The 26,982-nt window shown below is 30.0% G+C and carries 29 protein-coding genes and 1 pseudogene; 28 read left to right on the forward strand and 2 right to left on the reverse strand.

Features of this window, described 5'->3' with window-relative positions:
• Positions 1–126 precede the first annotated feature (126 nt).
• The gene (locus G9F70_RS13075) at positions 127–1,422 is read right to left on the reverse strand and encodes a helix-turn-helix domain-containing protein (RefSeq protein ID WP_164946114.1); all 1,296 of its coding nucleotides are present in this window, start codon (positions 1,420–1,422) and stop codon (positions 127–129) included.
• A 169-nt stretch (positions 1,423–1,591) separates the two neighbouring features.
• Between G9F70_RS13075 and G9F70_RS13080 the strand changes: the two genes are divergently transcribed.
• The 17 genes and pseudogenes from G9F70_RS13080 to G9F70_RS13160 all read left to right on the forward strand — a co-directional run bounded on the left by G9F70_RS13080 (position 1,592) and on the right by G9F70_RS13160 (position 15,227).
• Positions 1,592–2,371 (forward strand): class I SAM-dependent methyltransferase, encoded by a 780-nt coding sequence (locus tag G9F70_RS13080; RefSeq protein ID WP_164946115.1) that lies wholly within the window; start codon positions 1,592–1,594, stop codon positions 2,369–2,371.
• 49 nt (positions 2,372–2,420) lie between these two features.
• Positions 2,421–3,362 carry an adenosine deaminase gene (locus tag G9F70_RS13085; protein ID WP_164946116.1) on the forward strand — a complete coding sequence of 314 codons (942 nt, stop codon included), beginning with the start codon at positions 2,421–2,423 and terminating at the stop codon, positions 3,360–3,362.
• 294 nt (positions 3,363–3,656) lie between these two features.
• Positions 3,657–4,211 carry a GNAT family N-acetyltransferase gene (locus G9F70_RS13090; RefSeq protein ID WP_164946117.1) on the forward strand — a complete coding sequence of 185 codons (555 nt, stop codon included), beginning with the start codon at positions 3,657–3,659 and terminating at the stop codon, positions 4,209–4,211.
• A gap of 240 nt (positions 4,212–4,451) precedes the next feature.
• The gene (locus G9F70_RS13095) at positions 4,452–5,036 is read left to right on the forward strand and encodes a non-canonical purine NTP pyrophosphatase (RefSeq protein WP_164946118.1); all 585 of its coding nucleotides are present in this window, start codon (positions 4,452–4,454) and stop codon (positions 5,034–5,036) included.
• A 235-nt stretch (positions 5,037–5,271) separates the two neighbouring features.
• Positions 5,272–5,445: pseudogene (locus tag G9F70_RS27500) on the forward strand (GNAT family N-acetyltransferase); the annotation flags it as partial.
• Positions 5,446–5,507: 62 nt separating this feature from the next.
• A complete protein-coding gene (locus G9F70_RS13105; protein ID WP_224617562.1) occupies positions 5,508–6,140 on the forward strand; it encodes a hypothetical protein in 633 nt (210 codons plus the stop codon).
• A 316-nt stretch (positions 6,141–6,456) separates the two neighbouring features.
• Positions 6,457–7,908 carry a bifunctional metallophosphatase/5'-nucleotidase gene (locus tag G9F70_RS13110; protein WP_164946120.1) on the forward strand — a complete coding sequence of 484 codons (1,452 nt, stop codon included), beginning with the start codon at positions 6,457–6,459 and terminating at the stop codon, positions 7,906–7,908.
• 185 nt (positions 7,909–8,093) lie between these two features.
• The gene (locus tag G9F70_RS13115) at positions 8,094–8,552 is read left to right on the forward strand and encodes a GNAT family N-acetyltransferase (protein ID WP_164946121.1); all 459 of its coding nucleotides are present in this window, start codon (positions 8,094–8,096) and stop codon (positions 8,550–8,552) included.
• Positions 8,553–8,763: 211 nt separating this feature from the next.
• Complete coding sequence (locus tag G9F70_RS13120) at positions 8,764–9,510, forward strand: class I SAM-dependent methyltransferase (RefSeq protein ID WP_164946122.1); 747 nt, start codon at positions 8,764–8,766, stop codon at positions 9,508–9,510.
• 14 nt (positions 9,511–9,524) lie between these two features.
• Positions 9,525–9,992, forward strand: coding sequence for a GNAT family N-acetyltransferase (locus tag G9F70_RS13125; protein WP_164946123.1), 468 nt, complete (start codon positions 9,525–9,527; stop codon positions 9,990–9,992).
• 58 nt (positions 9,993–10,050) lie between these two features.
• Positions 10,051–10,557, forward strand: a complete 507-nt coding sequence (locus tag G9F70_RS13130) for a GNAT family N-acetyltransferase (RefSeq protein ID WP_164946124.1) — start codon at positions 10,051–10,053, stop codon at positions 10,555–10,557.
• A 118-nt stretch (positions 10,558–10,675) separates the two neighbouring features.
• Positions 10,676–11,617: a DUF1028 domain-containing protein gene (locus G9F70_RS13135; protein ID WP_164946125.1), complete on the forward strand. Its 942-nt coding sequence runs from the start codon at positions 10,676–10,678 to the stop codon at positions 11,615–11,617.
• Positions 11,618–11,873: 256 nt separating this feature from the next.
• Positions 11,874–12,497, forward strand: a complete 624-nt coding sequence (locus tag G9F70_RS13140; RefSeq protein ID WP_164946126.1) for a class I SAM-dependent methyltransferase — start codon at positions 11,874–11,876, stop codon at positions 12,495–12,497.
• 95 nt (positions 12,498–12,592) lie between these two features.
• The gene (locus G9F70_RS13145) at positions 12,593–13,090 is read left to right on the forward strand and encodes a GNAT family N-acetyltransferase (RefSeq protein WP_164946127.1); all 498 of its coding nucleotides are present in this window, start codon (positions 12,593–12,595) and stop codon (positions 13,088–13,090) included.
• 206 nt (positions 13,091–13,296) lie between these two features.
• A complete protein-coding gene (locus G9F70_RS13150) occupies positions 13,297–13,989 on the forward strand; it encodes a 5'-methylthioadenosine/adenosylhomocysteine nucleosidase (protein WP_164946128.1) in 693 nt (230 codons plus the stop codon).
• 249 nt (positions 13,990–14,238) lie between these two features.
• Positions 14,239–14,976, forward strand: coding sequence for a homocysteine S-methyltransferase family protein (locus G9F70_RS13155; protein WP_411956003.1), 738 nt, complete (start codon positions 14,239–14,241; stop codon positions 14,974–14,976).
• Positions 14,977–15,062: 86 nt separating this feature from the next.
• Positions 15,063–15,227 carry a TIGR04076 family protein gene (locus G9F70_RS13160; protein WP_224617854.1) on the forward strand — a complete coding sequence of 55 codons (165 nt, stop codon included), beginning with the start codon at positions 15,063–15,065 and terminating at the stop codon, positions 15,225–15,227.
• A 222-nt stretch (positions 15,228–15,449) separates the two neighbouring features.
• Here G9F70_RS13160 and G9F70_RS13165 read toward each other — a convergent pair whose 3' ends face one another.
• Complete coding sequence (locus G9F70_RS13165; protein ID WP_164946129.1) at positions 15,450–17,351, reverse strand: APC family permease; 1,902 nt, start codon at positions 17,349–17,351, stop codon at positions 15,450–15,452.
• A gap of 284 nt (positions 17,352–17,635) precedes the next feature.
• Between G9F70_RS13165 and G9F70_RS13170 the strand changes: the two genes are divergently transcribed.
• The 11 genes from G9F70_RS13170 to G9F70_RS13220 all read left to right on the forward strand — a co-directional run bounded on the left by G9F70_RS13170 (position 17,636) and on the right by G9F70_RS13220 (position 26,980).
• Complete coding sequence (locus G9F70_RS13170) at positions 17,636–18,655, forward strand: YbhN family protein (protein ID WP_164946130.1); 1,020 nt, start codon at positions 17,636–17,638, stop codon at positions 18,653–18,655.
• A 45-nt stretch (positions 18,656–18,700) separates the two neighbouring features.
• Entirely contained in the window at positions 18,701–19,354 is a 654-nt protein-coding gene (locus tag G9F70_RS13175) for a YdcF family protein (protein WP_224617855.1), read from the forward strand.
• 431 nt (positions 19,355–19,785) lie between these two features.
• Positions 19,786–20,229 (forward strand): hypothetical protein, encoded by a 444-nt coding sequence (locus G9F70_RS13180; RefSeq protein WP_164946132.1) that lies wholly within the window; start codon positions 19,786–19,788, stop codon positions 20,227–20,229.
• A 97-nt stretch (positions 20,230–20,326) separates the two neighbouring features.
• Positions 20,327–20,566 (forward strand): GNAT family N-acetyltransferase, encoded by a 240-nt coding sequence (locus G9F70_RS13185; protein ID WP_164946133.1) that lies wholly within the window; start codon positions 20,327–20,329, stop codon positions 20,564–20,566.
• A 38-nt stretch (positions 20,567–20,604) separates the two neighbouring features.
• Positions 20,605–21,531: a hypothetical protein gene (locus G9F70_RS13190; protein ID WP_164946134.1), complete on the forward strand. Its 927-nt coding sequence runs from the start codon at positions 20,605–20,607 to the stop codon at positions 21,529–21,531.
• A 50-nt stretch (positions 21,532–21,581) separates the two neighbouring features.
• Positions 21,582–22,247, forward strand: coding sequence for a class I SAM-dependent methyltransferase (locus tag G9F70_RS13195; RefSeq protein ID WP_164946135.1), 666 nt, complete (start codon positions 21,582–21,584; stop codon positions 22,245–22,247).
• Between the two features lie 80 nt (positions 22,248–22,327).
• Positions 22,328–23,194, forward strand: a complete 867-nt coding sequence (locus G9F70_RS13200) for an adenosine deaminase (RefSeq protein ID WP_224617566.1) — start codon at positions 22,328–22,330, stop codon at positions 23,192–23,194.
• Between the two features lie 96 nt (positions 23,195–23,290).
• Positions 23,291–25,060 carry a M3 family oligoendopeptidase gene (locus G9F70_RS13205; protein ID WP_164946137.1) on the forward strand — a complete coding sequence of 590 codons (1,770 nt, stop codon included), beginning with the start codon at positions 23,291–23,293 and terminating at the stop codon, positions 25,058–25,060.
• A 57-nt stretch (positions 25,061–25,117) separates the two neighbouring features.
• Complete coding sequence (locus tag G9F70_RS13210) at positions 25,118–25,699, forward strand: class I SAM-dependent methyltransferase (RefSeq protein ID WP_164946138.1); 582 nt, start codon at positions 25,118–25,120, stop codon at positions 25,697–25,699.
• 42 nt (positions 25,700–25,741) lie between these two features.
• A complete protein-coding gene (locus G9F70_RS13215; protein ID WP_164946139.1) occupies positions 25,742–26,368 on the forward strand; it encodes a cyclase family protein in 627 nt (208 codons plus the stop codon).
• Positions 26,369–26,506: 138 nt separating this feature from the next.
• Entirely contained in the window at positions 26,507–26,980 is a 474-nt protein-coding gene (locus G9F70_RS13220; protein WP_164946140.1) for a GNAT family N-acetyltransferase, read from the forward strand.
• Positions 26,981–26,982: the final 2 nt, after the last annotated feature.

The following is a 26,982-nucleotide window of genomic DNA, read 5'->3' on the forward strand; positions in this document are numbered from 1 at the left end:
TTATAAGTTAATGAAGATAAAATAAGTAACTAGGAAGAAGAAAGCTGATAGAATATTATTATATTTATGGTTATTGATCATTTTAAAAATAGAAACGCAAAGATTACAAGCGACCCAGGATATGATTTAATTTAATAACTCACGGTATAAGTTATTTGCATCTTTATATTTTCTATTGCTTTCTAGATGTTTTATTAGCAAAAGCGTTATCTTATAATGAATGTCCCAATATCCCTTATAACTATAAAATGGTAATATAATATCTGTTACTTCTTTATAAAATATATCTTCATTAAAATTAAAAATGCTTAAATATAAACAATAAAGATAATTATAATACACCGAATTTTTATAAGCATCAGTTAAGAACTTATCAAATATTTCTTTGTAATTGAAACCATCATTTAATTTTTTATGAACCTCTATGTAAATACAAGCACCAAGTATAGGTTGTTCACTTGCATGCCATGCAGATTTTATCCAACGTTTATCAGTTTCCCATGAGTTTAATGGATTCATAGCAAGATGGCAATATTCAATACATTTATCATACTTGCCCATATCCAAATATAGTTTAGCCAGGTTAGTATATACAGTAAATATATTTTTATCTATAGTAAAATAATCAGAACCATTAGCTACAGAGGTCAAATGAAATTCTGCCTGTTCGTACATTTTTAAAAAAATATAACTTGAACCTAAAAAGCTGTGACACTGTAGAGAATTCATGTATCGTCCTGAAAGTGAATAGCTATTTAATGCCTTCTCCAGGTAAATAACACCTTTTAAATGCTGCCAATTTAGACAATAAGCCACACCCAAGCGGTAATTAATCCATGGAGTTTCCTTAATTTCGCACGCTTTCTCTAATCTTCTGATACCTTCATTTTGGTTCATATATTCATAAATGAATCTTCCTGTAATTAACATATAAATATATTGAAGATCTTGGTGTAAACTGCTGTAAACTTTATCAAGAATATTAATAGAAACTTTCAGTTCGTTATAGCTTTTTCTTTCGACTAAAATATTGTACATTAAAGAATAAATATTAAATTCTATGTTATAGGGTGAATTACGCAGGAGAGATTCCAAAGTACACAACTCATTATAAGTGATTTCAGAAGATTCATAGTCAAAACTTTCTACTTGAAACATCAATATATGAAATTTTTGACGGATTAACCCAATATCCTTTGTACCTGTTATATTAGTAATTTTTAGCTTTTTTAGCAAAGCCTCTATTAACTCACTTCTAAGTTTCTTTTTACCATTTTCAAAATAGCTTAAATGGCTAGTAGAACATATTCCATGAGCTAAAGCTTCTTGACTAATACCTTCCTTAATCCTATTGTATTTAATCCAAGCTGATAAAAAGTCGTACTCAAATTTATTACCTAATATGTAAACAAAGTTATCCATAAACATCATACCCCTAAAATTAGATATATATGACTTAAAACAGTCATATTATATACAAATTATAACACTTAAATAAGATTTATTTAACTTATTTTTCAATATGAATGTTTTGCTATTATAAGGTTCTTCTTATACAATTAACTTATAATATTAAAAAGGTGGTTTGTATATGAATAAGGATAGTGATTTCTCGAAAAACCAAAGTGAAGTATTTGATTTAGCATCAGATTATTATGATAAATTTAGACCTAGTTATCCGCAAGAACTTATAAACTGCATAATTAGTGAAACAGGTATTAAAACTGATTCAACAATACTTGAAATAGGTGCTGGTAGTGGGAAAGCAACAGAACTATTTGTTAACAAAGGGTTTAATATGTATTGCATAGAACCGGGAGAAAACTTAGCGGAAGTAGCATTGAAAAAGTTTGGACCTACTAGACGGGTGGAATATTGTACATGTCGTTTAGAAGATTGGAAAGAAAAGAAGGAATATTTTGATTTAGCAATTTCAGCTCAAGCTTTTCATTGGGTTCCAAAGCCTATAGGCTTTCTAAAGTGTGCAAGTGCATTAAAATCTAAGGGATTTATTGGATTGTTTTGGAATCTTTATCTAACCTATAATGAGCCAATTGACGTTGAACTTAGTGAAACAGGAATGTTTCTTTTACAGTCTGAAGCTTCTTGTGAGGAACGTATTAAGTCTCATACACAGGAAATAAAATCAAGTGGTTGTTTCAAAGAAACTATAGTATATAGATTCCCATGGTCTCAAAGATATACAGCTGATGAGTACATAGGATTCATGAAAACATGTAATGGGTACCTAAGTGCTAGTGAAAATGATAGACAAGCAGCTGAGGTTAAGGTGAGGGATATTATAAATAAGTATGGTGGATTCATAGTAAGGCAATATCTATGTGTGCTGTTTCTTGCACAAAAACTTTAAATTATGGCTAATTTATTTTTTATTACAAATTAATATTGAGGTGTGCAATATGAAAGAAAAATTTATTAAAGCACTAGAAAGTAACGATTTAGATGAAATGAGAAAAATACCAAAAGGAGATTTGCATAACCATAGCACAAGAGGTGGCAATAAAAGATATATCGAAGAATGGGCAGGTGTAAGTATACCTAAATGTCCCAAACTTAAGGACCTTAATGACATGAATACCTGGAATGCACAATATATTAAACCATTAGTTATAGGCACTTTGGGCTTTGAAAAACGAATAGAAGCAGCTTTTATCCAGGCTAAGATGGATGGCGTAACGGTACTTCATATGAGTGTCGGTTTTGGGGAAGTAGTTTGGTATGACAACTCTGTAGATGATTTGGTACAAGCATTAAAAAGAATTCATCATAGCTTTGCTCCAGAGGTTCTTTTTATACCAGAAATCGCATTGAGCTCATTTACACCTATCGATGAAATGAATGAAGGGTTAGAACAATTTTTATCTCAGGATTATTTTAAATCTATTGACATGTTCGGAGATGAATTTGCTATACCAACTTTTAAAAAAGTATTTAGAAAAGCTAAAGAAAAAGGATTAATTTTAAAAGCACACGTGGGTGAATTTGGAACTGCTGAATTAATTAGAGAGGCTGTAGAAGAATTAGAACTTGACCAAGTACAACATGGAATAGCTGCCGCAAATTCTCAGAGTGTTATGAGATGGTTATGTGATAATAAAATACAGCTTAATGTATGTCCGACAAGCAATATTTTACTTAGCAGGGTAGAAAGTTATAAAGTTCATCCCATTAGAAAACTATATGATAATGGGATTAAAGTAACTATAAATACTGATGATATGCTTATTTTTGATCAAAGTGTTTCTCAGGAATTTTTTAACCTTTATAATGCTGGTTTGTTTAATGCAAATGAACTAAATGAAATAAGAGAAAATGGACTAACAGCAATTTTCAATACATAAATTAATTGGCATTCTTCATATATTTCACCATAATTATTATATAGTATTAATCATATTTAAAGATAACTGGAGTAGGTCTTGTTCAGCGTGTGTGGCTAAACTTAGTATAACAAAATATTGACGTCTGCTTTGGCTTGTAGACTATTTTTTTTATAGCAATGTGTAAAATTATGACTTATAATCTATATATAGGTTAGTAATTAACCAATCATCAATGCATATTCGCTAGCTTAAGTGCGCCCGCACTGGTGATTACAAACCTTTGCTATTGTTTTTAACACTATAGGAGGATTTATGAAAATTCAAACAAAGAGGCCTATATTTAGAAAAGTTGAAGAAAAAGATAATGAAAATCTCTTCAAAATATATAATGATGAGGTGTTAACAAAGTATTTTGTTTCAGAGGTAGATAAATCTTTAGAGAAAACAAAAATAAGAGTACAAAATATTAAATTTCATTGGGAGAAATTTGGTTTTGGGGACTTTATTTTATTGCATAAAGATAATTCGAAAATAGTAGGATATGGTGGATTACATTATAAAGTAGATGGTGGAAATGTAAATATTTCATATATTATAAATAAAAGTTTTTGGAGAACAGGGTTAGGTAAAGAAACTTGCTTAGCACTTATTTATTATGGATTTAAGATTTTGGAATTAAATAAAATTGTTGCGGAAATTGATCCAGAAAATATTAATTCGATTAGATTAATTGAAAAATGTGGATTTAAATTTAGCAGAACTATGGACTGGAATGGATTTGAAAGACTAGAATACACAATGTTAAGTTGCGATTTTCATAATATAGATAAAGAGTTATTCTCCAATGTTGATACAATAGACAATTAGCAAAAGAATGACGAAGAGTGGACTTCCACTAACAATGCACTCAAGTTCCCTTTGGCTAAACAAGGGACAATCCTCCAAAGAAACCAAAATATGCAGATGTTCTACAACATTACCTTTATAATACCTCATTTGAAATAAATGCACATGAGAGAAAAAGGTTAACAAGAATAATTGAAGAATTGGGAAGTAGTATAGATTAATAAAATTAAGATTATTTAAAAGGTAAAAAGGAGTAAAAATATGGCTAATAATTTAGTTTATGTCACAAGTAATGATATTAAGTTTAATGTTGCTTCCAAAGTATTTATGAATACGGAAATTGTTCTTTTACAAAAGAACTTGAGCACTCCTGAAATTCAGAGTAAAAGTGTGCAAGAAGTAGCCATGTATTCGGCTAGTTGGGCAAGTAAGCAGTTAAATCAACCTGTTATAGTAACAGATGCTGGTTTTTATATTGAAGCTTTAAATGGATTTCCCGGCCCTTTTATCAAGTTTGTAAATGAATGGTTTTCTGTAGATGATTATATTAATTTAATGCAAGGCAAAACTAATCGTACTATTATTATCCAAGATTGTTTAGCATATTGCCACCCAGATGAAAAATCAGTTGTTTTCACTGGATCATATCGAGGAAAATTAGCAACCCAATCTGGTAAGAAATGCGGTACTTCAATTGAACAACTTTTTATTCCTGAAGGTTACGATGTTCCTATTTCTGAGATACCTGTTGAGGAAATGATATCTTATTGGAGTAAGGGTGAAATAATGACTAATTTTAAAGAGTATCTTTTGACAAAAGATGATTTTACTATTCAAAAATTATAATTTAAACGATTACTTTAAGCATTACGTCTAAAACTCCATATAACAAAATCTTATCGTCCGCCTTTACTGGTGGGCTCTTTTTATATAACAATGTGTAAATTTATGGTTTATAATCTATATATAGGTACCGTTTAACTATCTCTAACTCTCAGGAACCTCTGCAACAAGGTAGTCCATATGACATATAAGAAGTTTCATGTTTATATTCTAGTACAACTATGAAAAAAGCCAATGCGAACTTGGTATTGTCCTTGCTAATGATAACTACAAGGGGTTTGGATATGGAACAGAGGCAATTGAATTGTCAATAGCTTACGTATTTAATACCTTGAAACTTAAATACATATATGCTGATAGATGGGAATATAAATTGAACTACATACTAACAAATCCAAATGGCACAAAATAAGTAAATATAATGAAAGTTTACATGAATCAGAAAAGGAAAGGGGAGGTATACGCAGATTGACAATGCAAGTAAGTAAAGAGAAAAAAAATATTTCAACAGCATTATATTTTTCTATTGTATCGAGCTTTTTACTAATAACCATTAATATTGTTAGGTGGCACTTGATTGAAATTATTACAGTGTTTTTAGAACCTTTAGTAGAATTGAGTATTGGCTTGGTGTTTTTGGCAAGCCTAATTTCAGGTGTAGTATACTGTGTGCGGACTATACGAAATGAAAAATTTGCAGCACTTATGCCCATTACAATCAGTATAGTAACAATATTAATTGTATGTTTTGTACCATTCACGGATATCATGCTTGCACGGGACTTCAACTCTAATCTTAAAGACAGAGAAAAGGTTGTCTCAATAATTAAAACAGGTAAGTTAGTGCCAAATATTTCGCATAATGAGAGTTTAATTGCTTTGCCTAAAGAGTATGCACACCTTTCAAAAGGCGGCGGAGAAGTTGTTGTGAAAATGGAGGGTGATACATTGAAAGTTTTCTTTTATACCTTTAGGGGCGTATTGGACAACTTCTCTGGTTTTGCTTACATATCAGATGATACAGCTCTTTATCAAGGAGACTTCAACGGAGATTTTCACCAAATTAAGAAGAAAAAAGAACATTGGTATTGGGGAGGATCAAAATAAACATAGAATAGATTCTTAAATTTATTTATATTTTGGGGGATACAATGAATATTAATAAGCCTTTAGTTATTGCTATTGCTATTGCAGCAGTTTCAGGTGGGGGAAAGACCACTATTACAACTCATTTAAACTCATTTAAACTAATCTAAACTAATTTAAACTAATTTCACAATAATGCCAATAATATCAATAAAGAATGTTTATTAGTAAAACTGTTTTTGATTGTTTACAGTTAACATGTTAAAATGGTACATAATTACAATAAAAATAGCTTTAGAGCTGATTTAAAACTTTACTAAAAACGGGGGGAATTATCATGAATTTAAAGATACTTCACACTAATGACGTACATAGCAGATTTGAAAACTTTGCAAGGATATCAAAAAAAATAGAGGAACTTTGGGATGAAAATACTATAGTACTTGATGCTGGAGATTTTCATGATTTCATGAGCATTGAGATACAGGGAACTAAAGGAGCGGCAGGGAGTAGCTTTTTAAATGTAGCGGGCTATGATGCTGTTACCATTGGAAATAACGAAGGCTTTTCGGGTATAAAAAATATAGAGAATATGACTAATACACAGTTAATACCTTATCTTTCTTGTAATTTATATAAGGCAGACAAGAGCCTTATAAAAGGAGTAAAAAGAAGTATTATTATTGATAAGTCAGGGGTTAATTTTCTTATAATAGGTGCAACACCTGCAGGACCTTCTTACAATGAATTCTTTTCCCTTGAGAATATGTATGCATCTGATCCAATAGAGGAAATAAATAAAGAAATTTTTAATAATAAAGGAAAATATGATATATGTGTATTCTTAAGCCATTTAGGAATAAATGCAGATAAGGAAATTGCAAAGAAAATAGAAGGTATTGATATTATAATAGGCGGACATAGCCATACTCTTATGGATGAAGTGGAAGTTATTAATGGTAAAATAATTCATCAATCAGGAATGCTGGGAGAATATCTTGGGGTTCTTAACATTGAAATTGAGAATGGAAGTATAAGGAACTTTTCTTCAGAGAATTTAAATATCAAAGAGGTACCCCTGCAGGATAAAATGCTTAAAGAGATTTCTAAGCAAAAAGAAATTGCCATAGAAGTTTTAAGTGAACCTTTATATGAGGTTGAAAGAAATCTATGGCATGATGTAATTGAGGAAAGCCCTATAACAAACCTTTTGGCAGATGCTTTAAGAGATGTTATCCCCTGTGACCTAAGTATAATAAATAGTGGGATACTGAGTGGTGGAATAAAGAAAGGATTTGTTTCAAATAAAAAGTTTTTAGAAATATGTCCATCTCCACTCAATCCAACTTATGTAGAGATTATGGGAAAAGATATTAAACAAGCACTAGAAGCATCCCTTAGTGGAGAAGTCTGTCTTCAAGATGGTAGAGGGGCTGGCTTTAGAGGAAAGTATTTAGGCAGACTTCACATATCAGGAGCTAAAATTAAGCATGATGGCAAAAATATAATTGACATAATTTTAGAAAATGGTGAATTCAATGAAAATAAATTATACAGTGTAGCAACATCTGATTATCTTCAAAGAGGTACAGGCTATGAAAGTCTTGGAAGATGTAAAAATGAAAAATATAATAAAGACTATTTAAGAGATACCTTAAGGGAATACCTTAGTAAAAAAGATTTTGTAGAGAAATGCTTTGAAGAAAGATGGCTGCTACTAGGTGATATAAAGGTAACAAGAACAAGGGATGAAAAAATAGCAACAAGAACTCCGCAGGAGATGATTTAAATGCTACGTCTAAAACTCCATATAACAAAATCTTATCGTCCGCCTTTACTGGTGGGCTCTTTTTATATAGCAATGTGTAAATTTATGGTTTATAATCTATATATAGGTTACTGTTTAACTATCTCCAAGTCTCAGGAACCTCTGCAACAAGGTACTCTATATGACATATAAGGAGTGAATGAACTATGAAAATTGTACATTTAATTGATAATAAGGAATATATTAATGAGGTGGCTGGTTGGTTATATAAAGAATTTGTCCAAAATATCAGAAATGATATAGACTTAGATTACATAATCAGGGCGTTACATAATCGTAGAAAAGATTCTATTCCTATTACCTTAATAGCTGTTGAAGATAATAATTGTCTTGGAACTATAACATTATTTGAGAATGATTTGAAGACAATGCAATTGACTCCCTGGCTAGGTGCACTTTATGTAAATGCAATATTTAGAGGTAGGGGAATAGCTAAAGAACTAATGAATCAATTAGAATTAATTACAAAAAAATTAGGATTTAAAGATTTATATTTGAGAACAGAGCATACATCAGATTATTATAGAAAACTAGGCTGGGAATATTTATTTGAAACAAAAGATGAACTTGGAATAAATACAGAAGTTTTTAAGAAAGATTTATAAAATGTATTTAGCAAAATAACGACTATCCAGTCCAACTGGTATAAGCATCACACAATAAAAATTTCTCCATTTAGCTTGGATCGAAAAGATAGCAGCACTACGACTACGAAGCAAATATTATTTATTTTACTTGAAGGAGTTAGTAATGCAAATATAAAGATTAAGCACAATGATATTTTAATATAAAAAGGAGAGGAAGGTAGAAAATATTATGACTACAGTAAATTACAATAGTATAAGTAAAATATATGACCAAGTGAGGGAAGAGGAGTTGGAAGTTGTTCTGGAATTATTATCAGAAAGTGAATTTTCTAAAGAAACAACAATATTAGATATTGGTTGCGGAACTGGAAACTATACTAATATCATAGAAAAAATAACGAATGCTAAAGTTTATGGTATGGATGCCTCAGAGGGTATGTTAAAAAAAGCTAAAGAAAAAAATAGTAATATAACTTTTTTATTAGGAGATGCTTGTTCAATACCATCTGATGAAAACTACTTTTCATTAATTTACATGACTGATGTTATACATCATATACCTGATATTGATAAAATGTTTGCTGATATTTCTAGAATATTAAAAAGTAGTGGTAAAGTGTGCATTGTTACACAATCACATAGGCAAATAGACCTACGATATATGTCCGAGTTCTTTCCTGCAACTGCTATAGTAGACAAACTAAGGTATCCGGATATTGACCAAATAGTTTCCTCAGCTAGCAAAAATGATTTAAAGTTTATAAGAGAAAAAACAATCGGAGAAGGGGAAGAAATTAAATTAGGTAATCACTATTTTGAATTAATAGAAAAAAAGGGGTATTCAATGCTACACCTAATTTCTAATGAGGATTTTGACAATGGACTACAACTGGTTAGAAATGAGATGATTAATGGTAATATAATCAGGAAATCAGCTGGTGATACGTTAGTTTGGTTTGAAAAAAAAGAAAATTAGAGTAGAGGTGTTGTATGGAAATAACAATATTAAAAGGGAGCATGGATTATATAAATGATTGTGAAGATGCATTATTAAATTCTGAACTAGGAATCAAATATTTTTCGGAAAAAGCAAGTGCTAGAAAGGCATTAGAGGATGGATTTAATAAGGAAGAGATATATGTTGCCCTAGATATTAATCACAATTGTAAGGGGTTCATATGGTTTATTTTAGAGGGTGCATTTCATTCATTTCCATATCTTCACATTATTGCAGTCAAAAAAGAAAATCGCAAACTTGGCATAGGAAAAAAACTATTAGAATTCTTTGAGGAGATCTGTTTTAGAGATTATACAAAACTATTTCTAGTAGTTGCAGATTTTAATCCAGACGCCAAAATACTGTATGAAAGCATTGGATACATAGAAATTGCTATTATACCAAGTTTATATAGAGAAGGAATAACTGAATGTTTAATGATGAAATTAAGAAAATCATAAATGATAATTTATATTGGTAGATTATAACTTGACATTTAAAGCGGAGGTTGATGTAACCATGTTAAGACTTAACACAGAAAGGTTAAGTATCTTACCCTTAGATAAATATAATCTTGAACTTTGCATAAATGATTATAATAAAATGGAGAAAAATTTAAGATTAGCTATTACTAACAAAAACATAGGTATCAGGGAAAAAACTGTTTATAAAATAAGGTTAGAGGGCGTAGAAAATAATCCTGCCAATTATATGTGGTATACAACTTGGATTATAGTTTTAAATCTGGAAAATCGAAGTGTTGGGGCTATAATGATAAAGAACTACCCTAACGAAGATGGGGAAGTTTTAGTTGGCTATGCCATGCAGGATGACTATAAGCGTAAAGGATATATGGTGGAGGGGTTAAAGGGTATTATACAATGGATATTTTTGAATCCTGATGTTAAATGTATCATTGCAGATACAGTAAAAACCAATATACCATCACATAAGGTGCTACAGAAAATTGGCATGGTAGTTTATAAGGAAGATGATGAATGTATTTGGTGGAAATTAAAAAGGTAGTTACTTCGGATATTTTTTATAAAGTGGCCAATTCTATGGCGATTATAAGGAACATAATATACTAGTATAGAATTGACTAATAAGTTGATGCAAATACTAAACTTTCGGGAGGAAATAGATGGATAAAATCAATTATACTGAGTTTACAAATACATATTCTATTGTTGCATTTGATCCCATCAAAAATCAATTGGGGATTGCAATGCAAACTCATAATTTTGCTGCATGTAACCGTGTTATTTATGCAGAACCTGGTGTTGGTGTAGTCGCAAGTCAATCATATACAAATCCTATTTATGGGTTTGATGGCATTAAAATGATGAAAGAGGGGAAATTGCCCAAACAAATACTGAAAGATTTAATAGAAGGAGATATAGATTCAGAATATAGACAAGTTGGAATTATAGATGCTAAAGGTAACGTTTCTGCACATACAGGAAATAATTGCGTTAAAGAAGCCGGTCATCGAACAGGTAAATATTATTCATGTCAAGCTAACATGATGTTAAAAAACACAGTTTGGGATGCAATGGGAAATGCATTTGAAAGCTATGATGGTGAATTAATTGATTGTATTATGAATGCAATGGAGGCTGCCGAATCTGAAGGTGGGGATATTCGTGGAGCACAATCTGCAGCAATCACTATAGTCACATCTGAGCCAATTGACAAACCGTGGTTAGGTTATATTTATGATTTTAAAGTATATGATAATCCTAAACCCTTAAAAGAACTCAGGCGGCTCATTAACTTAAAAAAAGCTAATAACTGCATTAATAGTTCTCAAATTATGCTTCATGAAGGAATCTTAGATAGTATAAAAATATCTTCATCAATGGAGCAGTTTAATTTCGCTGTAAATAAAATACCTAATCAAGATAGCAGAATACAGTACCAATTTTATTACGCTATGAGCTTATTAAAGTGTGGTTTAAAAGATGAGTCAATTTCTTTGCTTAAAAGCGTATTTACAGTTAATCCAATTTGGAAAGAGCTTGCAATTAGAATTGCGAAAGCAGAATCTAATGAATGTCTTTCCCAAATAATAAATAATATTTAAACTTAAAGGATAAAACTTATAATATGAAATATTTATAAGTTACAATTAAGTTAAGTGGAAAATACTGGCCTCACCTTGGATGGATTGTAGTATTTATATGGTCATTAGTTAAAATATTGATTATAATGTAATTATAGGTATAAATTTATTAGTCTAGATCAATTTATGAGAAATCTATGAATTAGTTAGTATTCCTTAGAAAAGTCCACTATTGGTGTAACAGTCCTTAAATGTATGAATTAGGAGGATTCTAAAAATGAGTAATCCATGGCAATTAATTGATTTTGCAACCTATGAAAATCATATGTCTTCTGATGAAGTATATCAACTACAGACGCTAAATGAGATTACTAAAGAACAATTGCAGGACAATCAACGCACTTTTGTTGGAGTGTTAGGGGGTGCTGGTGGCAATGGTCTTAATAATATTGATGTTTTAAAAACACAAAAAGTTTATGCCGTTGACATAAACAAAAGCTATCTTGATATTTGCAAACAAAGATATCAATATCTGGGAAGCACTTTAGAAATTCTCTGTGGCGACTTAACTGACGCTGATGTAATTTTACCTTATACTAACCTATTAATATGTAATTTGATTATTGAATACATAGGTGAAAAGGAATTTATATCTATTATTGATAGAAATAAAATTAATATAGATGTTGTATCCTGCGTTATACAGAAAAATAACGACAATTCATTTGTAAGTAATTCAGACCTTAATTCACATTTTCAACCCATTTTATCCATTCATCATAACATTGATGAAAATAGACTTAACTATCTATTTTCTACTATTGAATTTACTTGCATTAAATATAAAAAATATAAACTTCCAAATGGTAAGGAATTTATTAGAATGGACTTTAGACACTAATAATTGAAAGTAGTGGTATGGCGGGTACTTCAAATTAGATGAAGAGATAATCTGGACAAGCATTAAATAAGTTATTTATATGAGGGTGTAGAAAATTGACAAATAGAATATATTTTAAAAAATTTCTTTCTGAGGATGACTTTCAATATTTTTTAAACTTAGTTCTAAATGAAAAAATAATGATAATGAATTATGGAAGAGTGTTTCTATTAGAAGAAGCAAAAAAATGCTACAAACGTTTATTGGAGGATAACAACAAAAATGAAGGGTTTGGTAGCTTTAAGGTTTTTGAAATGAATACAAATGTTTTTATAGGTTCAGGTGCACTTGTAATAAACGATGATTTTACTGAGGCGGAGGTTGAATATATGATTCTCCCTGAGTACTGGGGAAAGGGATACGGAAGCGAAATTGTAAAGGAATTATTAAATAAGGCTGAGGAAACAAAGAGTATACAGCGAGTTACAGCAATAACAGATCCTAATAATATAGGATCAAAGAAAATATTATTAAATAATGATTTTGTATCCTGCAAGATATATGAAATTGATGATGGTTCACCAGCTGAAATGTTCAGTAAACAAATAATATAGATTACAAGTTTTGTTCATTATTTACGGACTTATCAAATCCAACATCAAATAGTATTTATATAAATATTGGATATAAGCCAATTTGTGATTATAAATCGTATAGCTTTAAATAATGAATCTATATGGTGCCTCACTGCAACATTGGAAGATTAAGTCGAGCTGTTAAATATTAAAAGTGAATTCATGGGAAATAGGGGGAGTAAGTAATGAGAATAGGGGTAATAGGACCTACTGAAAAAGAAATAATGCCTTTTATAAATAAAATATCAAATAAAAAACTTAGTGAATACTCTATGTTAAAGTTCTATTCAGGAGTTTATGCAGGAGTTGAGGTGGTATCAGTATTTTGTGGAGTATGTAAAGTTAATGCTGCTATTGCTACACAACTTCTAATTAGTAAATTTGAAGTTACGCATATTATATTGACAGGAGTTGCAGGCGCGTTAAATAAACAACTTGAGATTGGTGATATAGTTATTTCAAGTGAGGTTGCATATCATGATGTTTCACCTGAAATTTTAACAGAATATCATCCGTGGATGGAAGATATATATTTCAGACCAGATGTTGAGCTACTAAAGTTATGTGAAAATGTTTCTAAATCTTTCTCAATTACAAGTAAGTGCCACGTTGGAAGAATTATTACTGGTGAAGCATTTATTACGAATAATGAGAGGGAAAGTTTAATAGAAAAGTTTAATCCGCTATGTGTTGACATGGAAAGTGCTAGTGTTGCTCATACCTGCTATGTAAATAATATTCCTTTCATAATTATTCGCTCAGTGTCAGATGCTGCAAATGAAAACGCTTCAGAAACATTTGCAATCAACATAGAAATGGCTGCACTAAATTCTATAAAATTGGTTGAAGAGATTATCAAAGGGTTGAGTACATCTTAAAAATAGAAAGTGATAATAGGTGCTGGTATTATTATGAATTTAAGGGGGTAAAAAAATGGATTTTGAAAGTTGCTACAATAATTCTCCTTTTATTTTAATGGAAGGTGCATTGGTGAGCGTTTAAAAAGAGAATACGATATTCCTTTTGACGACGTAATTGCCCTTGCTGGTCATATATACAATGAAAAATCTAAGCAATCACTTAAAGAATTATTTCATCAATACATAAAGATAGCTCAACATTATCATTTGCCAATTATGCTAACAACACCAACTCGCAGAGCAAATAAAGAACGTGTTGCACAATCTAAATATAATAAGAGTATTATTTATGATAATGTTTCATTCTTACGTGAAATAAAACAGGACTATTCTTCCAATATCTATATTGGTGGACTTATGGGGTGCAAGGGAGATGCTTACAAATCAACTGATGTTTTGTCTGAGAAAGAAGCATTTGAATTTCATTCATGGCAAGCTTTATTGTTTAAGGAAGCTAACGTTGACTTTTTATTTGCAGGTATTATGCCAGCTTTATCGGAAGCTGTAGGCATGGCAAGTGCAATGAAAAACACAGGTCTACCATATATTATTAGCTTTATGATAAGAAATGATGGCAAATTAATAGACGGTACAACAATTCATGAAGCTATAAGTACAATTGATAATATTACAAATCGTAAACCTATTTGCTATATGACAAATTGTGTTCACCCAAAGGTAGTTGCTAACGCGTTATCTAAAACTTATAATCAAACAGCTACAGTGAAAAAGAGGTTTAAGGGAATACAAGCAAATACCTCTCCTCTCTCACCAGAAGAACTTGACAGTTGTTATGATTTGAAAACTTCAGATGCTTATAATTTGGCAAATGATATGTTAAAGATATATAAAGACTTTAATCTTAAAATTTTTGGAGGTTGCTGTGGTACAGATAGCACTCACATAAATGAAATTGCCAAAAGGTTAAATCAGATGATAATTTGAAGCATATGTACAAAAGAATATTCCTTAAATGAAAATAATTCGTTTAGATCTCTCTATTCATAATTGTAGAAGATATTTGCCCACCTATATGTCATGAATTATGGAATAATATTTATCCAAGCGTATATGTTCTTTTAAATGGAGGCGGTTTAGATTATGGAAACACTAAGGAAAAAAAATTCGAAATGAAGTGTCCAGATAATGGTAGGGTAGTAATACGTGGTGAGGTATTTACAGTAACGAAATGTTAAATATCATTAGATTTGCCATTATAGTCTTTCCATTTGAATAATCATATGAAAAGACTATGAAGGGAGCTATTGGCTAATAACTTCATGGTGTTAGTATTCGATAATATATACTAAATCATTAATCATAATTCTATGATATTTTAATAATAGCAGAATATGATTACGCAAAATTTTATAGAGGAGTTACAATATAATTCTGGACCATTTAATCTTTATTAATTTTTATTTTTTATTTTCATTGCATATATCTTCATCACATTTATTTTGATATGTTTTCCACTTTGAATGTTTATCTTTTATAATATAAGGAACTGTAATTACCGCAATTTTTTTGTTTTTAAGAAGAGAATTTTTAATAAATAATGCTGTGTGATTATGAAGGATGTTCCCCCACCAAGCACTTACAATAAATTGAGGTATTAATACAGTAACAATATCACTACATGTAGATGGATGTTCCTCTGAGTTTATATATGAAATTAAAGGTCCTACTATGCTTCTATATGGGGAGTTTTTAATTACCAAGGGGACATCAATATTATATTGCTGCCATTTTTTTTGAAGTTTCTCAGTTTCCTCTTCATCCACAGACACATGGAATGCTATTATATCCTTTGATAAACACTTTGCATAATTTAATGTTTTTATAACGGATTTATTTACCCCTTCCACTGGTACTATAAAATGCTTAACGCTTTCACAATTTATCTCAGGCATTTCTTTATCTTCCATGCTTAACTGCATTGCTGTTTCATTGTAATGAGCCTTAGTTTGAAGCATTATATACATTATTGCTGGTATAAGTATAAACACCACCCAAGCACCTGATACAAATTTGGTATATCCTATTATTAAAACTGTAATCAATGTAATAAATGCACCAAAACCATTTATAAAAGCTTTATGCGCCCAGCCAGTGTGCTTTTCCCTAACCCATTTTATTGCCATCCCACTTTGAGATAGGGTAAATGAAATAAAAACACCTACTGCATACAATGGTAATAGATAATGTGTTTCTCCTCTAAATATTATAGTTAAAATTCCTGCTGAAACGGATAACAATATTATTCCATTGGAGAAACTTAGTCTATCGCCCCTCTTTACAAACTGCCGTGGGGCATATCCATCTCTTGCAATAACAGATAAAAGCAATGGCAAACCCGAAAACGAGGTGTTAGCAGCCATAATCAAAATCAATGCAGTTGAGATTTGAACTAAATAAAACATAAAGCCATTTCCAAAAACTTGCGAGGCAATCTGGGAAATTACTGTTTTATCAAGACTAGGTACTGAATGATATAATGTTGCAAGATATGAAATACCTCCAAAAATTACAACTACAACTAATGCTAACAATAATAGTACTGTCTTAGCATTTTTCTGAGCAGGCTCTATAAAACTTGGTATTCCATTACTTACAGCCTCAACCCCCGTTAAAGCAGTACATCCTGCCGCAAAAGCTCTAAGGAAAAGTAAGATTGTTATATCTTTAAAAGCAGCACTCTGAGTTATTGATGTAGCTTGGGGAACATAATTAAATAGCTTAACCTTTATAATGCCATATATTATCATGGCTATTGCTGTAAAAATAAACAAATATGTTGGCAAACTGAAAAGCTTGGAAGATTCACTAATTCCTCTCAAATTGCCTATTGTCATTATTAAAATTAATAATAAACTTATGATAACCTTGTACGCTAAAAGTTTAGGTTCTGCCGAAGTGATGGCTGAAGTTCCAGCACTAGCACTTACGGCTACAGTTAAAATATAGTCAATTGAGAGTGCTGACCCAGCTATAAGCCCAGGAACTGTACCAAGATTATCTTTAGCTACTATATAAGCTCCTCCACCATTTGGATAATTATCTATAGTTTGCCTATATGAAAAGACCAAAATGAATAATAAAACTATAATAGAAATAGCAGCATAAAACATATATTTATACGATAATAGACCAATAGCAGGAACAAGCACCCATAAAATCTCCTCTCCAGCATAAGCTACGGAGGAAATTGCATCACTAGCTAATATGGGAAGTCCTCTAATTACATTGAATTTTTCACCTTGAATTGCTTCTGATTTTAAGGGTTCACCTATTAATAACCTCTTTATGTTTCTAAACATAGTTTTATCCTCCTGTATCCCTTATACTGAACTGAACAAATATCTATACTTATGTTTCTATGAATTTTCAAACTTAGTATACCCTAAAGACTTACACTACATACTCGGATACTAATTCCATACAACTATTTTCAGGAGTACTATTAAAATTCTATCGGATGATAATAATATATATTGCATGTAGATAAAAAGCTAGTTGTTGATTTTGATGAATATAAAAATAATATTAGAAGTTTGATGCATACTAACATTGATACTTAATATAGAATAGTCAGGAGAATTTTATGAAAAAGAAAATATTTAATATAGCAGTGTTTATAGTATCTTCAGCAATGTTACTATACTTTTTCTTATATAAAAATGGCTTAAACCAATTAATAAGTGTAATTAAGATAATAAATACCATGTGGTTATTAGTTGCAATTGTTTTAATGCTTATTTATTGGATTTTTGAAACATTAATAATACATGAGCTGACACGGATACTTTTTTCAGAACGGAAATTCAGAAAATCTATAAAAGCAGCTATGGTGGGCCAACTTTTTGGAGCTATAACACCACTTCAGACAGGTGCTCAACCTGCAATTTTTTACGCTTTAGTGGAGAATAGTATAGATGCAGGTTCAGCTAGTTCTATTTTAATGATGAAATTTATTATTCATCAGACAATTTTGACAGTATATTCATTTATTATCATTGTTTTAAAGTTTAATTATTTTAAATCAATGATATCTTATCTTTCTTATTTGTGCCTTTTTGGATTTGTATTTAATTTAGCAATTATATTAGTAGCAGTTATGTTTTCTGTAAACGAAAAAATTACTAGGAGTTTATTGCTTGGTATTCTTAAATTTTTAAAGAAGATAAAACTTATAAATGGTGTGGAGAGATATAAAGATAAAATTGAGAAGAACCTAAATGACTTTCATAATAACGCTGCTTTGATTGCTAAAAATTATAAGGCGATTATAAAGGTTGCAATTATTAATACAATACAGCTCACAGTTTTTTATATAATACCATATTGCATCTATCGAAGTTTTAACTTACAATCAGCTAGTCTGTGGAATATGCTAGCAGCACAAACCTTAGTAATGACGATAGTATCAATAACTCCTCTTCCAGGAGGTATAGGTGGGGCCGAGGGCGGATTTGCGTTGCTTTTTAAGGCGTCTTTTAAAGAAAACATTTTTCCAGCAATTGTTCTTTGGAGAATAATAACCTTTTATTCCTGTATAGGGATAGGTGTATTGTTTTCAATACACCTACCCAAAAATACAATTAAAGATGATGAGATATTCTAGATTATTTTTATTTTAATGACAATCATAAAAAGGAGTTTTTATTTGGTGAAGAATAGAAAAATAATATTTATAATTATACTGTTTTATATTTCATTAGCGGCATTATCAATAAAATGTAATAAATCATCAATTATACTAGGCTTTACTTTTGTACCATTATCATTAATTAATTTATTTCCTTTGTTGTTTTATAAAGCACCCTTAACTAAATTAGAACTAAAAAAATTCGATACGATTATTGTCTTAGGTTATCCTGGAACAGCAGATGGGAAGCCATCGCCGATAATGAGAGAAAGAGTATTTAAAGCTGTTGAATTATTTAATAAAGGATATGCCAATTTTATTATTTGTTCAGGCGGAAGCGTTTACAATAAATATATAGAAGCAGATATTATGATTAAACTTGCAAAATCATTAGGAGTTCCAGATAGTTGTTTAGTTAGAGAGAATAAATCAATAAACACATATGGAAATTTACTAAACTCAATTGATATCATGAGAAGAATGAATTGGTCATCTGCAATAGTAATTACATCCCCTTGGCATTTAAGGCGCTCTAGTTATTTATTATCAAAATTTAATATTACATATGTAATGAAAAAGTCTAATTATCCAAAAGAATTTTCTGTTTTTTATATTGTAGCAATATATATTTTTGAAAACTATACAATGTTCAAAAATAAACTCCTTTATCATTAACTATATTGAATCTTGAAATATTATTTAAATGCAAATCTATAGCATTATTTTGATATGAGGATTTAATATGACAGTAAAAAAGATGGTGAGGTATTTACAGTAACGAAACGTTAAATATCATTAGATTTGCCATTATATTATTTTTATTTGAATAATCATATGAAAAGACTATGAAGAGAGCTATTGGCTAATAACTTCATAGTCTTTTTGTATTATACTAAAATTAACCCTTGATTTTGGACATCACTTTTATGATATCACTGTTGTGATTAGAGACAAAGATAATTGATTTTATGAAATAAGAGAGGAATACTGTTAAAAATTAAGTATTTATGTTTATTATAGATAAATTCATATAAAATGGATAATAAATATAGTATAATTTTTAAATAGACTGATAAATAACTGTAAAAAAGAAAGGGGAAGTATATATGGCAGTAAATGTTAGTGAATTAGAAGGATTAATAAATAAGTGGCAAATTATTTTAAGATTAATGGATTGGGATATAAAACTACAAATTGTTGATAAAGAATGGAGGAAATCAGGAGACATAAAAATTGATATCGATGACAAAAAAGCAGTAATGCTAATTAATAATAACCCGAAATCTACAAATCTTGAAGAGTTAGTAGTTCATGAATTATTGCATTTAAAATTGTGGGGTATGGATCAAATGATTGAAGGGTTTATAAATGGAGTGTTTGGAGCAAATGAAGATGATATAAAAAAAGACTTTGCGATGAATCAATTTTTTATTTTACTTGAATCTACAGTTGAAGATTTAACGAAAGGATTTTTAAAAGCAAATGGTTGTGATCAAGAATTAAGCTTTGGAAGATTACAGAAATTAATAGATAATGAAATAGGATGTTAGCTAGATCAAAACGTTAGATGAAATATTTTCAAATGATGGAGTTATGAAATATTACGATATTCAGCCATTGAAGAGAAGACTTTAACTAATTGATAGGGTGAAGTATTTATTTGAAGATACAAAGACTGAAAGAATTGAAGCCTTAGCCTTGGATTCTAATACAGCATCTAGGAAGGTGTTGGAAAAGTCAGGTTTTGTTTTAGAAGGATTATTGAGAAATTTTGCGTATATTAATAATCGGTATTTTAATGTATGTTACTTTGGAATGATTAGACATGATTATATTATAGAAGATATATCGCAGTTGCCAGATTTATTATTTAAGAAAAAATGGTAATTTAAATATTCTTGAGCTCAAAGAAAGGAGATTTAAATATGAAAAAGCTTGCAAAAACTCTTTTAAACCAATTAAATACCTATATGAATACAGAAGTTAGACCACTGGAAAGATCTATATTCAATTATTATTTTAACCATTCAAGTGGTGATGATATATTAGATTCATTAGAAACATTTCAAAATTCAGATGGAGGGTTTGGCAACGGCATCGAACCTGATTTTAAACTTATACAGTCCTCGCCCATGGCAACATCCATTGGCTTAAGGTATTTGAGTAAGCTAGATAATAATGATAGGGCACAAAAGATGATAGCTAGAGCTGTTGAATATCTAGAGACTACTTTTGATAGTAATAGAAAAGGTTGGTATAGTGTTCCAAGTAATGTTAACGAATATCCTCATGCACCTTGGTGGGAATTTAAAAATGATATAAATATGACTGTTATTGATTATTCCTGGGGAAACCCTAGTGCTGAATTGATAGGGTATCTTTATAAGTATAAAGAATACCTTAATAATTTAGATATTTATTCACTAATAAGTTATGCTATAACTAATTTGAATGAACGTACTGAATTTAAATCAGAACATGAAATATTTTGTTATATTCATATGTATAATACTCTAGACAAAGAATTTTCTAGCCAAATTGAAGATGTACTAAAATTGGCTGTTTCTCAATTGGTTAATATAAAAGAATCTGAATGGGTAGATTATGTACCTACCCCTTTAAAATTTATAGAGATGGATTCTACGGACTTTTTTGGAATTCAACGTAAATTTATAGATCAAAACTTAGATTATTTAATAGGTAAGCTTGAAGAACAGGGTAAGATATTACCTACATGGCAATGGGATAAGTATTTAGAAGAGTGGGAAATTTCTAAGGTTGAATGGATGGGAATCTTAACTCTTGAGGCTTTATTTTCTTTATGTAAGTTTAATCGGATTATGACGATTTAAAAAATAAATTTAGAGTAGATAAATTATTGATTTCAATGAGGAGGAAAATTATGATTAAATCAAAAGCCTGGGACTGGAGTAAAAACAAAAGTAACGACTGGTTAGTACCATCAATAGAGGCATGTTATTTATCTGAATCATGGAAATCAAAAAGCTTTAACAAGTTTCTGGATTTGGGTTGTGGATTGGGCAGACACTCTATCTATTTTGCTAAGAAAGGGTTTGAGGTCAATTCTTTAGACTTATCCGAATATGGAGTTAATCACTTGAAAAGGTGGGCAGAGGAAGAACAGGTAGATATTGCAGTAGATATTTGTGACATGTTAAATTTGCCATTTAAGAATGATTCCTTTGATTGTATAATGGCTTACAATGTTATATATCATACTGACACGGATGGATTTATTAAGTCGCTTGATGAAATAAAAAGAGTCTTAAAAAGTGGAGGAGAGCTATTTATTACTCTGCTTTCAAAAGATACGTGGTCATATCAAAGAGCTGATAATTATAAGCGAATTGATAATAATACAATCTTGAGGGATGAACATGATACAGAAAGGGATGTTCCACATTTTTATGTAGATATTGAAGATATAAAAAAGTACTTTATTGATTTTGAATTTGTAAGTTTACCTATTGAACAAACAGAATATAACATGGATAATACAGAATATTTTTCTAAACACTTTAATTTGATTGTTAGGAAAAAATATTGATTATGAATAATATAGAAGATACATTATTTAAGGAAGGATTAAAAGAATGAAACCTGCTGAAATTAAAAAAAGTATCTAAAGTGGACGTACACAATCATTGTGGATTAGGTATGAGATTTTCAACTTTTAATAAATGGGCCGGTGGTAATGTTAGTGAGCCACCTAAAAAAATAGATGGAATTATAGGGATAGATAACTATATTTTTTATGAAACCCTTAAATTTATTAGTAAGGAAGAGGATATAGCATTTTTAATAGAAGAAACCGTAAAGGAAGCTATAGAAGACGGAGTAAAAGTATTAGAGTCCAGTATAGACTGTCATAATCTAAAGTATTTTACTAGTAATAATAATTTTTTTAACACAATACTAAGTATTAGAGATAAATATAATAAATCTATAGACCTTAGGCTTGAGGTTGGAATGTCTAAAAGTATATCTAATGAAGATTTAAATGAAATGTTAATACCTTGTATAGATAGCGGAGTGTTTAAAGCCATAGATTTATATGGAGATGAAACTAGAGATGACTTTGAAAGATTTAAAGAATATTACAAATATGCGAAAAATAAAGGTCTTAAGCTTAAAGCCCATGCTGGAGAGTTTCAAGGAGCTGAAAATGTAAAAAAAGTTATAGAAATATTAGAGGTGGATGAAATTCAACATGGTATAGGCGTGGCTTCAAGTGAGTATGTAATGGATCTTATAAAAGAAAGGAATATTAGATTGAATATTTGCCCAAGCAGTAATTATATATTAGGAGCTGTTAAAAATATGATAAATCATCCTGCTAGAAAATTATTTGATAAAGGGCTTACTATTACAATAAATACAGATGATTTATTACTTTTCAATAGTGGAGTATCTGAAGAATATTTATATTTATATAACTTAGGGTTATTCAATGAAGATGAACTAAATGAAATAAGGAAGCTTTCATTAGCGTAAAGAGAGCTGCTTAATGGAAGGTGAAAACATGTAGAAATCAAACGTTGAATTGAGAGAATAGGGAACTAAATAGTAGTCTTAAGGAGATGGTTATTAATGGATTTAACATGGGATTTAGATACACTTTATACTTCCTTTAACTCTGAAAAGTTTAAAGGTGATGTAGAGCTTCTTAATCAATCTATTGCAAATTTAAACAAATGGGCTGAAAAAAATCTAAAAGCTAGGAGCAACGCTACTTTTAAAATTGAAGAGTTTTTAAAGCTTTATAACGAATATAAAAGCTTATATTCATGTTTAGATTGTTATTCATATTTAATTTTAAGTGCGGATAGTTCAAATATAGAAGCAATGGATGTTTTAGATGATATTGAGGATAGGGATTCATCGGTTATAGATACTTTTGTAAGTTTTAACAATTGGATTAATCATTTTAATAGCATAGATGAGCTAATAGACGCTTCACCATATCTTATAGAACACCGGTTTTATATTAAAGAACTTCTTTTGCAGTCAAAATATTTATTGAGTGAAGATGTAGAAGTAGTAATTGCAAAAATGCAGAGTACAGGCTCGAGATCATGGGAAAGACTTTATATGGAGCTCACTTCTACTATACTAATGGATATAGATATTGAAGGTGAATTAAAAAAAGTGTCGCTTTCAGAGCTGAGAAATATGGCATATGAGAAAAGTGCGTCTTTAAGAAAGGTAGCTTATTATGCAGAGGCTGACGCATGTAAAAGCATATCACAAGCATCTGCAGCATGTTTAAATGGAATTAGTGGTGAAGCACTTACTATTTATGATAGGAGAGGATATAAATCACCACTAGAAAAAGTCCTCATGGTTTCAAAGATGGATTACGAGACTTTAAATGCTATGGTTTCAGCTATAAAAAAAAGCTTGCCTATATTTCATGAATATTATCATAAAAAGGCAGAAATTCTAGGACATAAAGTGAGCCTTCCCTTCTATGATATCTTTGCACCAGTGGGTGATGCTAATACAAAAATATCATATTTAGATACCAGGGATTTAATTGTATCAAGTTTTAAAACTTTCAGTGAAGAACTTGCTGAATTCGCAAAAAAGGCTTTTGACAATAGATGGATTGATGCTGAGCCAAGAACTGGGAAAGGGAATTATGGACTGACTGTTGATATTTTCCCAATAAAAGAAAGTAGAATTATGGCTAATTTTACTGGGAACTTTAGTGATGTTGGTGTGCTCGCTCATGAAATTGGACATGCTTATCATAGTTATTGTCTTAGAAATGAAAAGATGTTAAATACGGATTATCCTACGCCTATTGCAGAAACAGCTGCAATTTTCTGTGAAACCATAGTAAATAACGCATTGCTTAATATTCTACCAACAAATGAAGGTTTATCAATTTTAGAAAAAAGTATTTCAGATGTGGGTTATTATATTGTTGATTTTTATGGTAGGTATTTATTTGAAAACAAATTATTTGAAAGAAGAAAATCCGGTCAATTGTCTGTTGAAGAGTTAAATGAATTAATGCTGAGTTGTATGGTAGAAGCTTATGGTGATAGTATTGATATTGAAACGATTCACCCATATATGTGGATGAATAAAGTTGGGTATTATATGGCTGGCAATGAATTCTTAAATTTCCCATATTCATTTGGGGTTTTATTTTCTAAAGGTGTTTATTCAGAATATATGAAAAAAGGAGAAGCTTTTGTAGAGCAATATAATATTTTTTTGAGTGCTACAAGTAAAAATAATATTGTTGGTATTGCAAAGATAATTGATATAGACGTTCACTCAATAGATTTTTGGAGAAATGCATTAAATCTTATTCAAAAGGACATTGAAGAGTTTATTAACAGAGCATAGGTTTATATTTTAAGCAGTGGAAATTTGAAGATGATGCTTTGACTTAGGAGGATGATTATGACTATTAAAAATCAAAAAGAATATTTTAATAACACCTATGAAAAGTGGAAAGAAATATCTGATGAAAAAGGGAGCATTATAAATAAAGCTATAAATATATTAGGGATATCGGAAGGCCATTCGTTACTGGATGTAGCCTCAGGAACAGGTGTGTTATACTCAGTTTTAAGAAATATGCACTTAAGCAATTATGTAGCATTAGATATATCAGAAAATATGTTAAAAGAATTACAGCAGCTATATCCTAAGACAAAAACTATATGTGATGATTTTGATAAATATATGGACTTCGCGGAAAGATTTGATTATATTTTAATATTTAATAGCATACCACATTTTGAAAACTTAAATATAGTGTTTTCAAATGCTAAAAAACATTTGAAAAATGGAGGTGTTTTTGCAATAATACATTCAAAAACTCGAAAGGAAGTAAAAGAACATCATAAAAGAATAGGTTATAATTTGGGAAGAGAAGCAATTCCTAATGATGATATTTTATATGAGCTTGTAGCGAAATACGAATTTAGAGAAATTATAGTGAGAGATGATGATTTTTTCTATTTTAGTTGTAAAAAATAATCACAGCTCGAACAAGAAACAAAGATAGAATGGAGTGAGACTATGGAAGAATTAATAGATTTAACACATATAATTGAGGATACTATGCCTATTTATCCAGGAGATATTACAACAAACTTATTTCAAAATAAGTATCTAAGTATAAACAGCCACAATAATTTCAGGTTAGAAATTAGTATGCATACAGGTACACATATAGATTCACCTATGCATTTAACTGAAAGCAATAAGTACATATCTGAATTATCTGTGGACTCATTTATAGCTACGGGTTGTATCCTAGATGTAAGAAATCAACCTATAATACAGATGAAATCAGTCTATGAAGAATCGATAAAAGAAAACAGTATAGTGCTACTTTATACAGGGTTAGATAAACTTTATGGTATGCCAGAATATTATGAAGATCACCCACTTTTAGACATGGATTTATGCAAATTCTTATTAAAGAAAAATGTTAAAATGGTAGGTATAGATATGCCTTCACCAGATAAATATCCTTTTGAAATTCATAAATTCCTTTTGGAAAATAAAATATGCATAATTGAGAATCTAACCAATCTGGATAAATTATTAGGTAATAAAAATTTTGAAGTTATGGCCTTTCCATTAAAAATAAAGGCCGATAGTTCAATGGCAAGAGTTGTTGCAAGAAGCATAAAGATTTAATAGTTTAGATTTCAGTATATTTGAAGAATAAATAATGGTGAGAGGGAAGTGATTTTGAGAAAATTCTAATTGCTATGGTGTATTTCACCTAACAAGGGATTTATGTTGACTTTAAAAGAGTGTAGGGGGGGGACTACCATGAAATTCGTATTAGAAGCTTTAACTGAAAATTATGCAAAACAAATCTGTAGTTGGAAATATGATGGTGATTATTCTATATATAATTACCCAGAATGGGATAAAATATTTAGTGAAAATTGGGGTATTACAATAGAACAGAAGAGAAACAATGAGTTTAGTGCAATACTTGATGAATGCACTAATTTATGTGGATATATAAGAATACTAAATAAAAATGAATATATTCTAATAGGACTCGGATTAAAGCCGTCTTTATGTGGACAAGGATCAGGAAATATTCTTATGGAAATATTAAAGCAACAATGTAAAAAGAGTTATGGAAATAAAAAAATTGTTTTAGAAGTGCGTTCTTTTAATGAAAGAGCAATTGTATGTTATAAAAAGGCAGGCTTTAAGGTAGTAGATACTTATAAGAAAGAAACTCCAATGGGTCATGGAGAATTTATTAAGATGGAATTTACTGATTACTAAGT

It is taken from the genome of Clostridium sp. FP1, from assembly GCF_011065975.2.
In the GTDB taxonomy this organism is placed as follows: domain Bacteria; phylum Bacillota; class Clostridia; order Clostridiales; family Clostridiaceae; genus Clostridium_AD; species Clostridium_AD tagluense.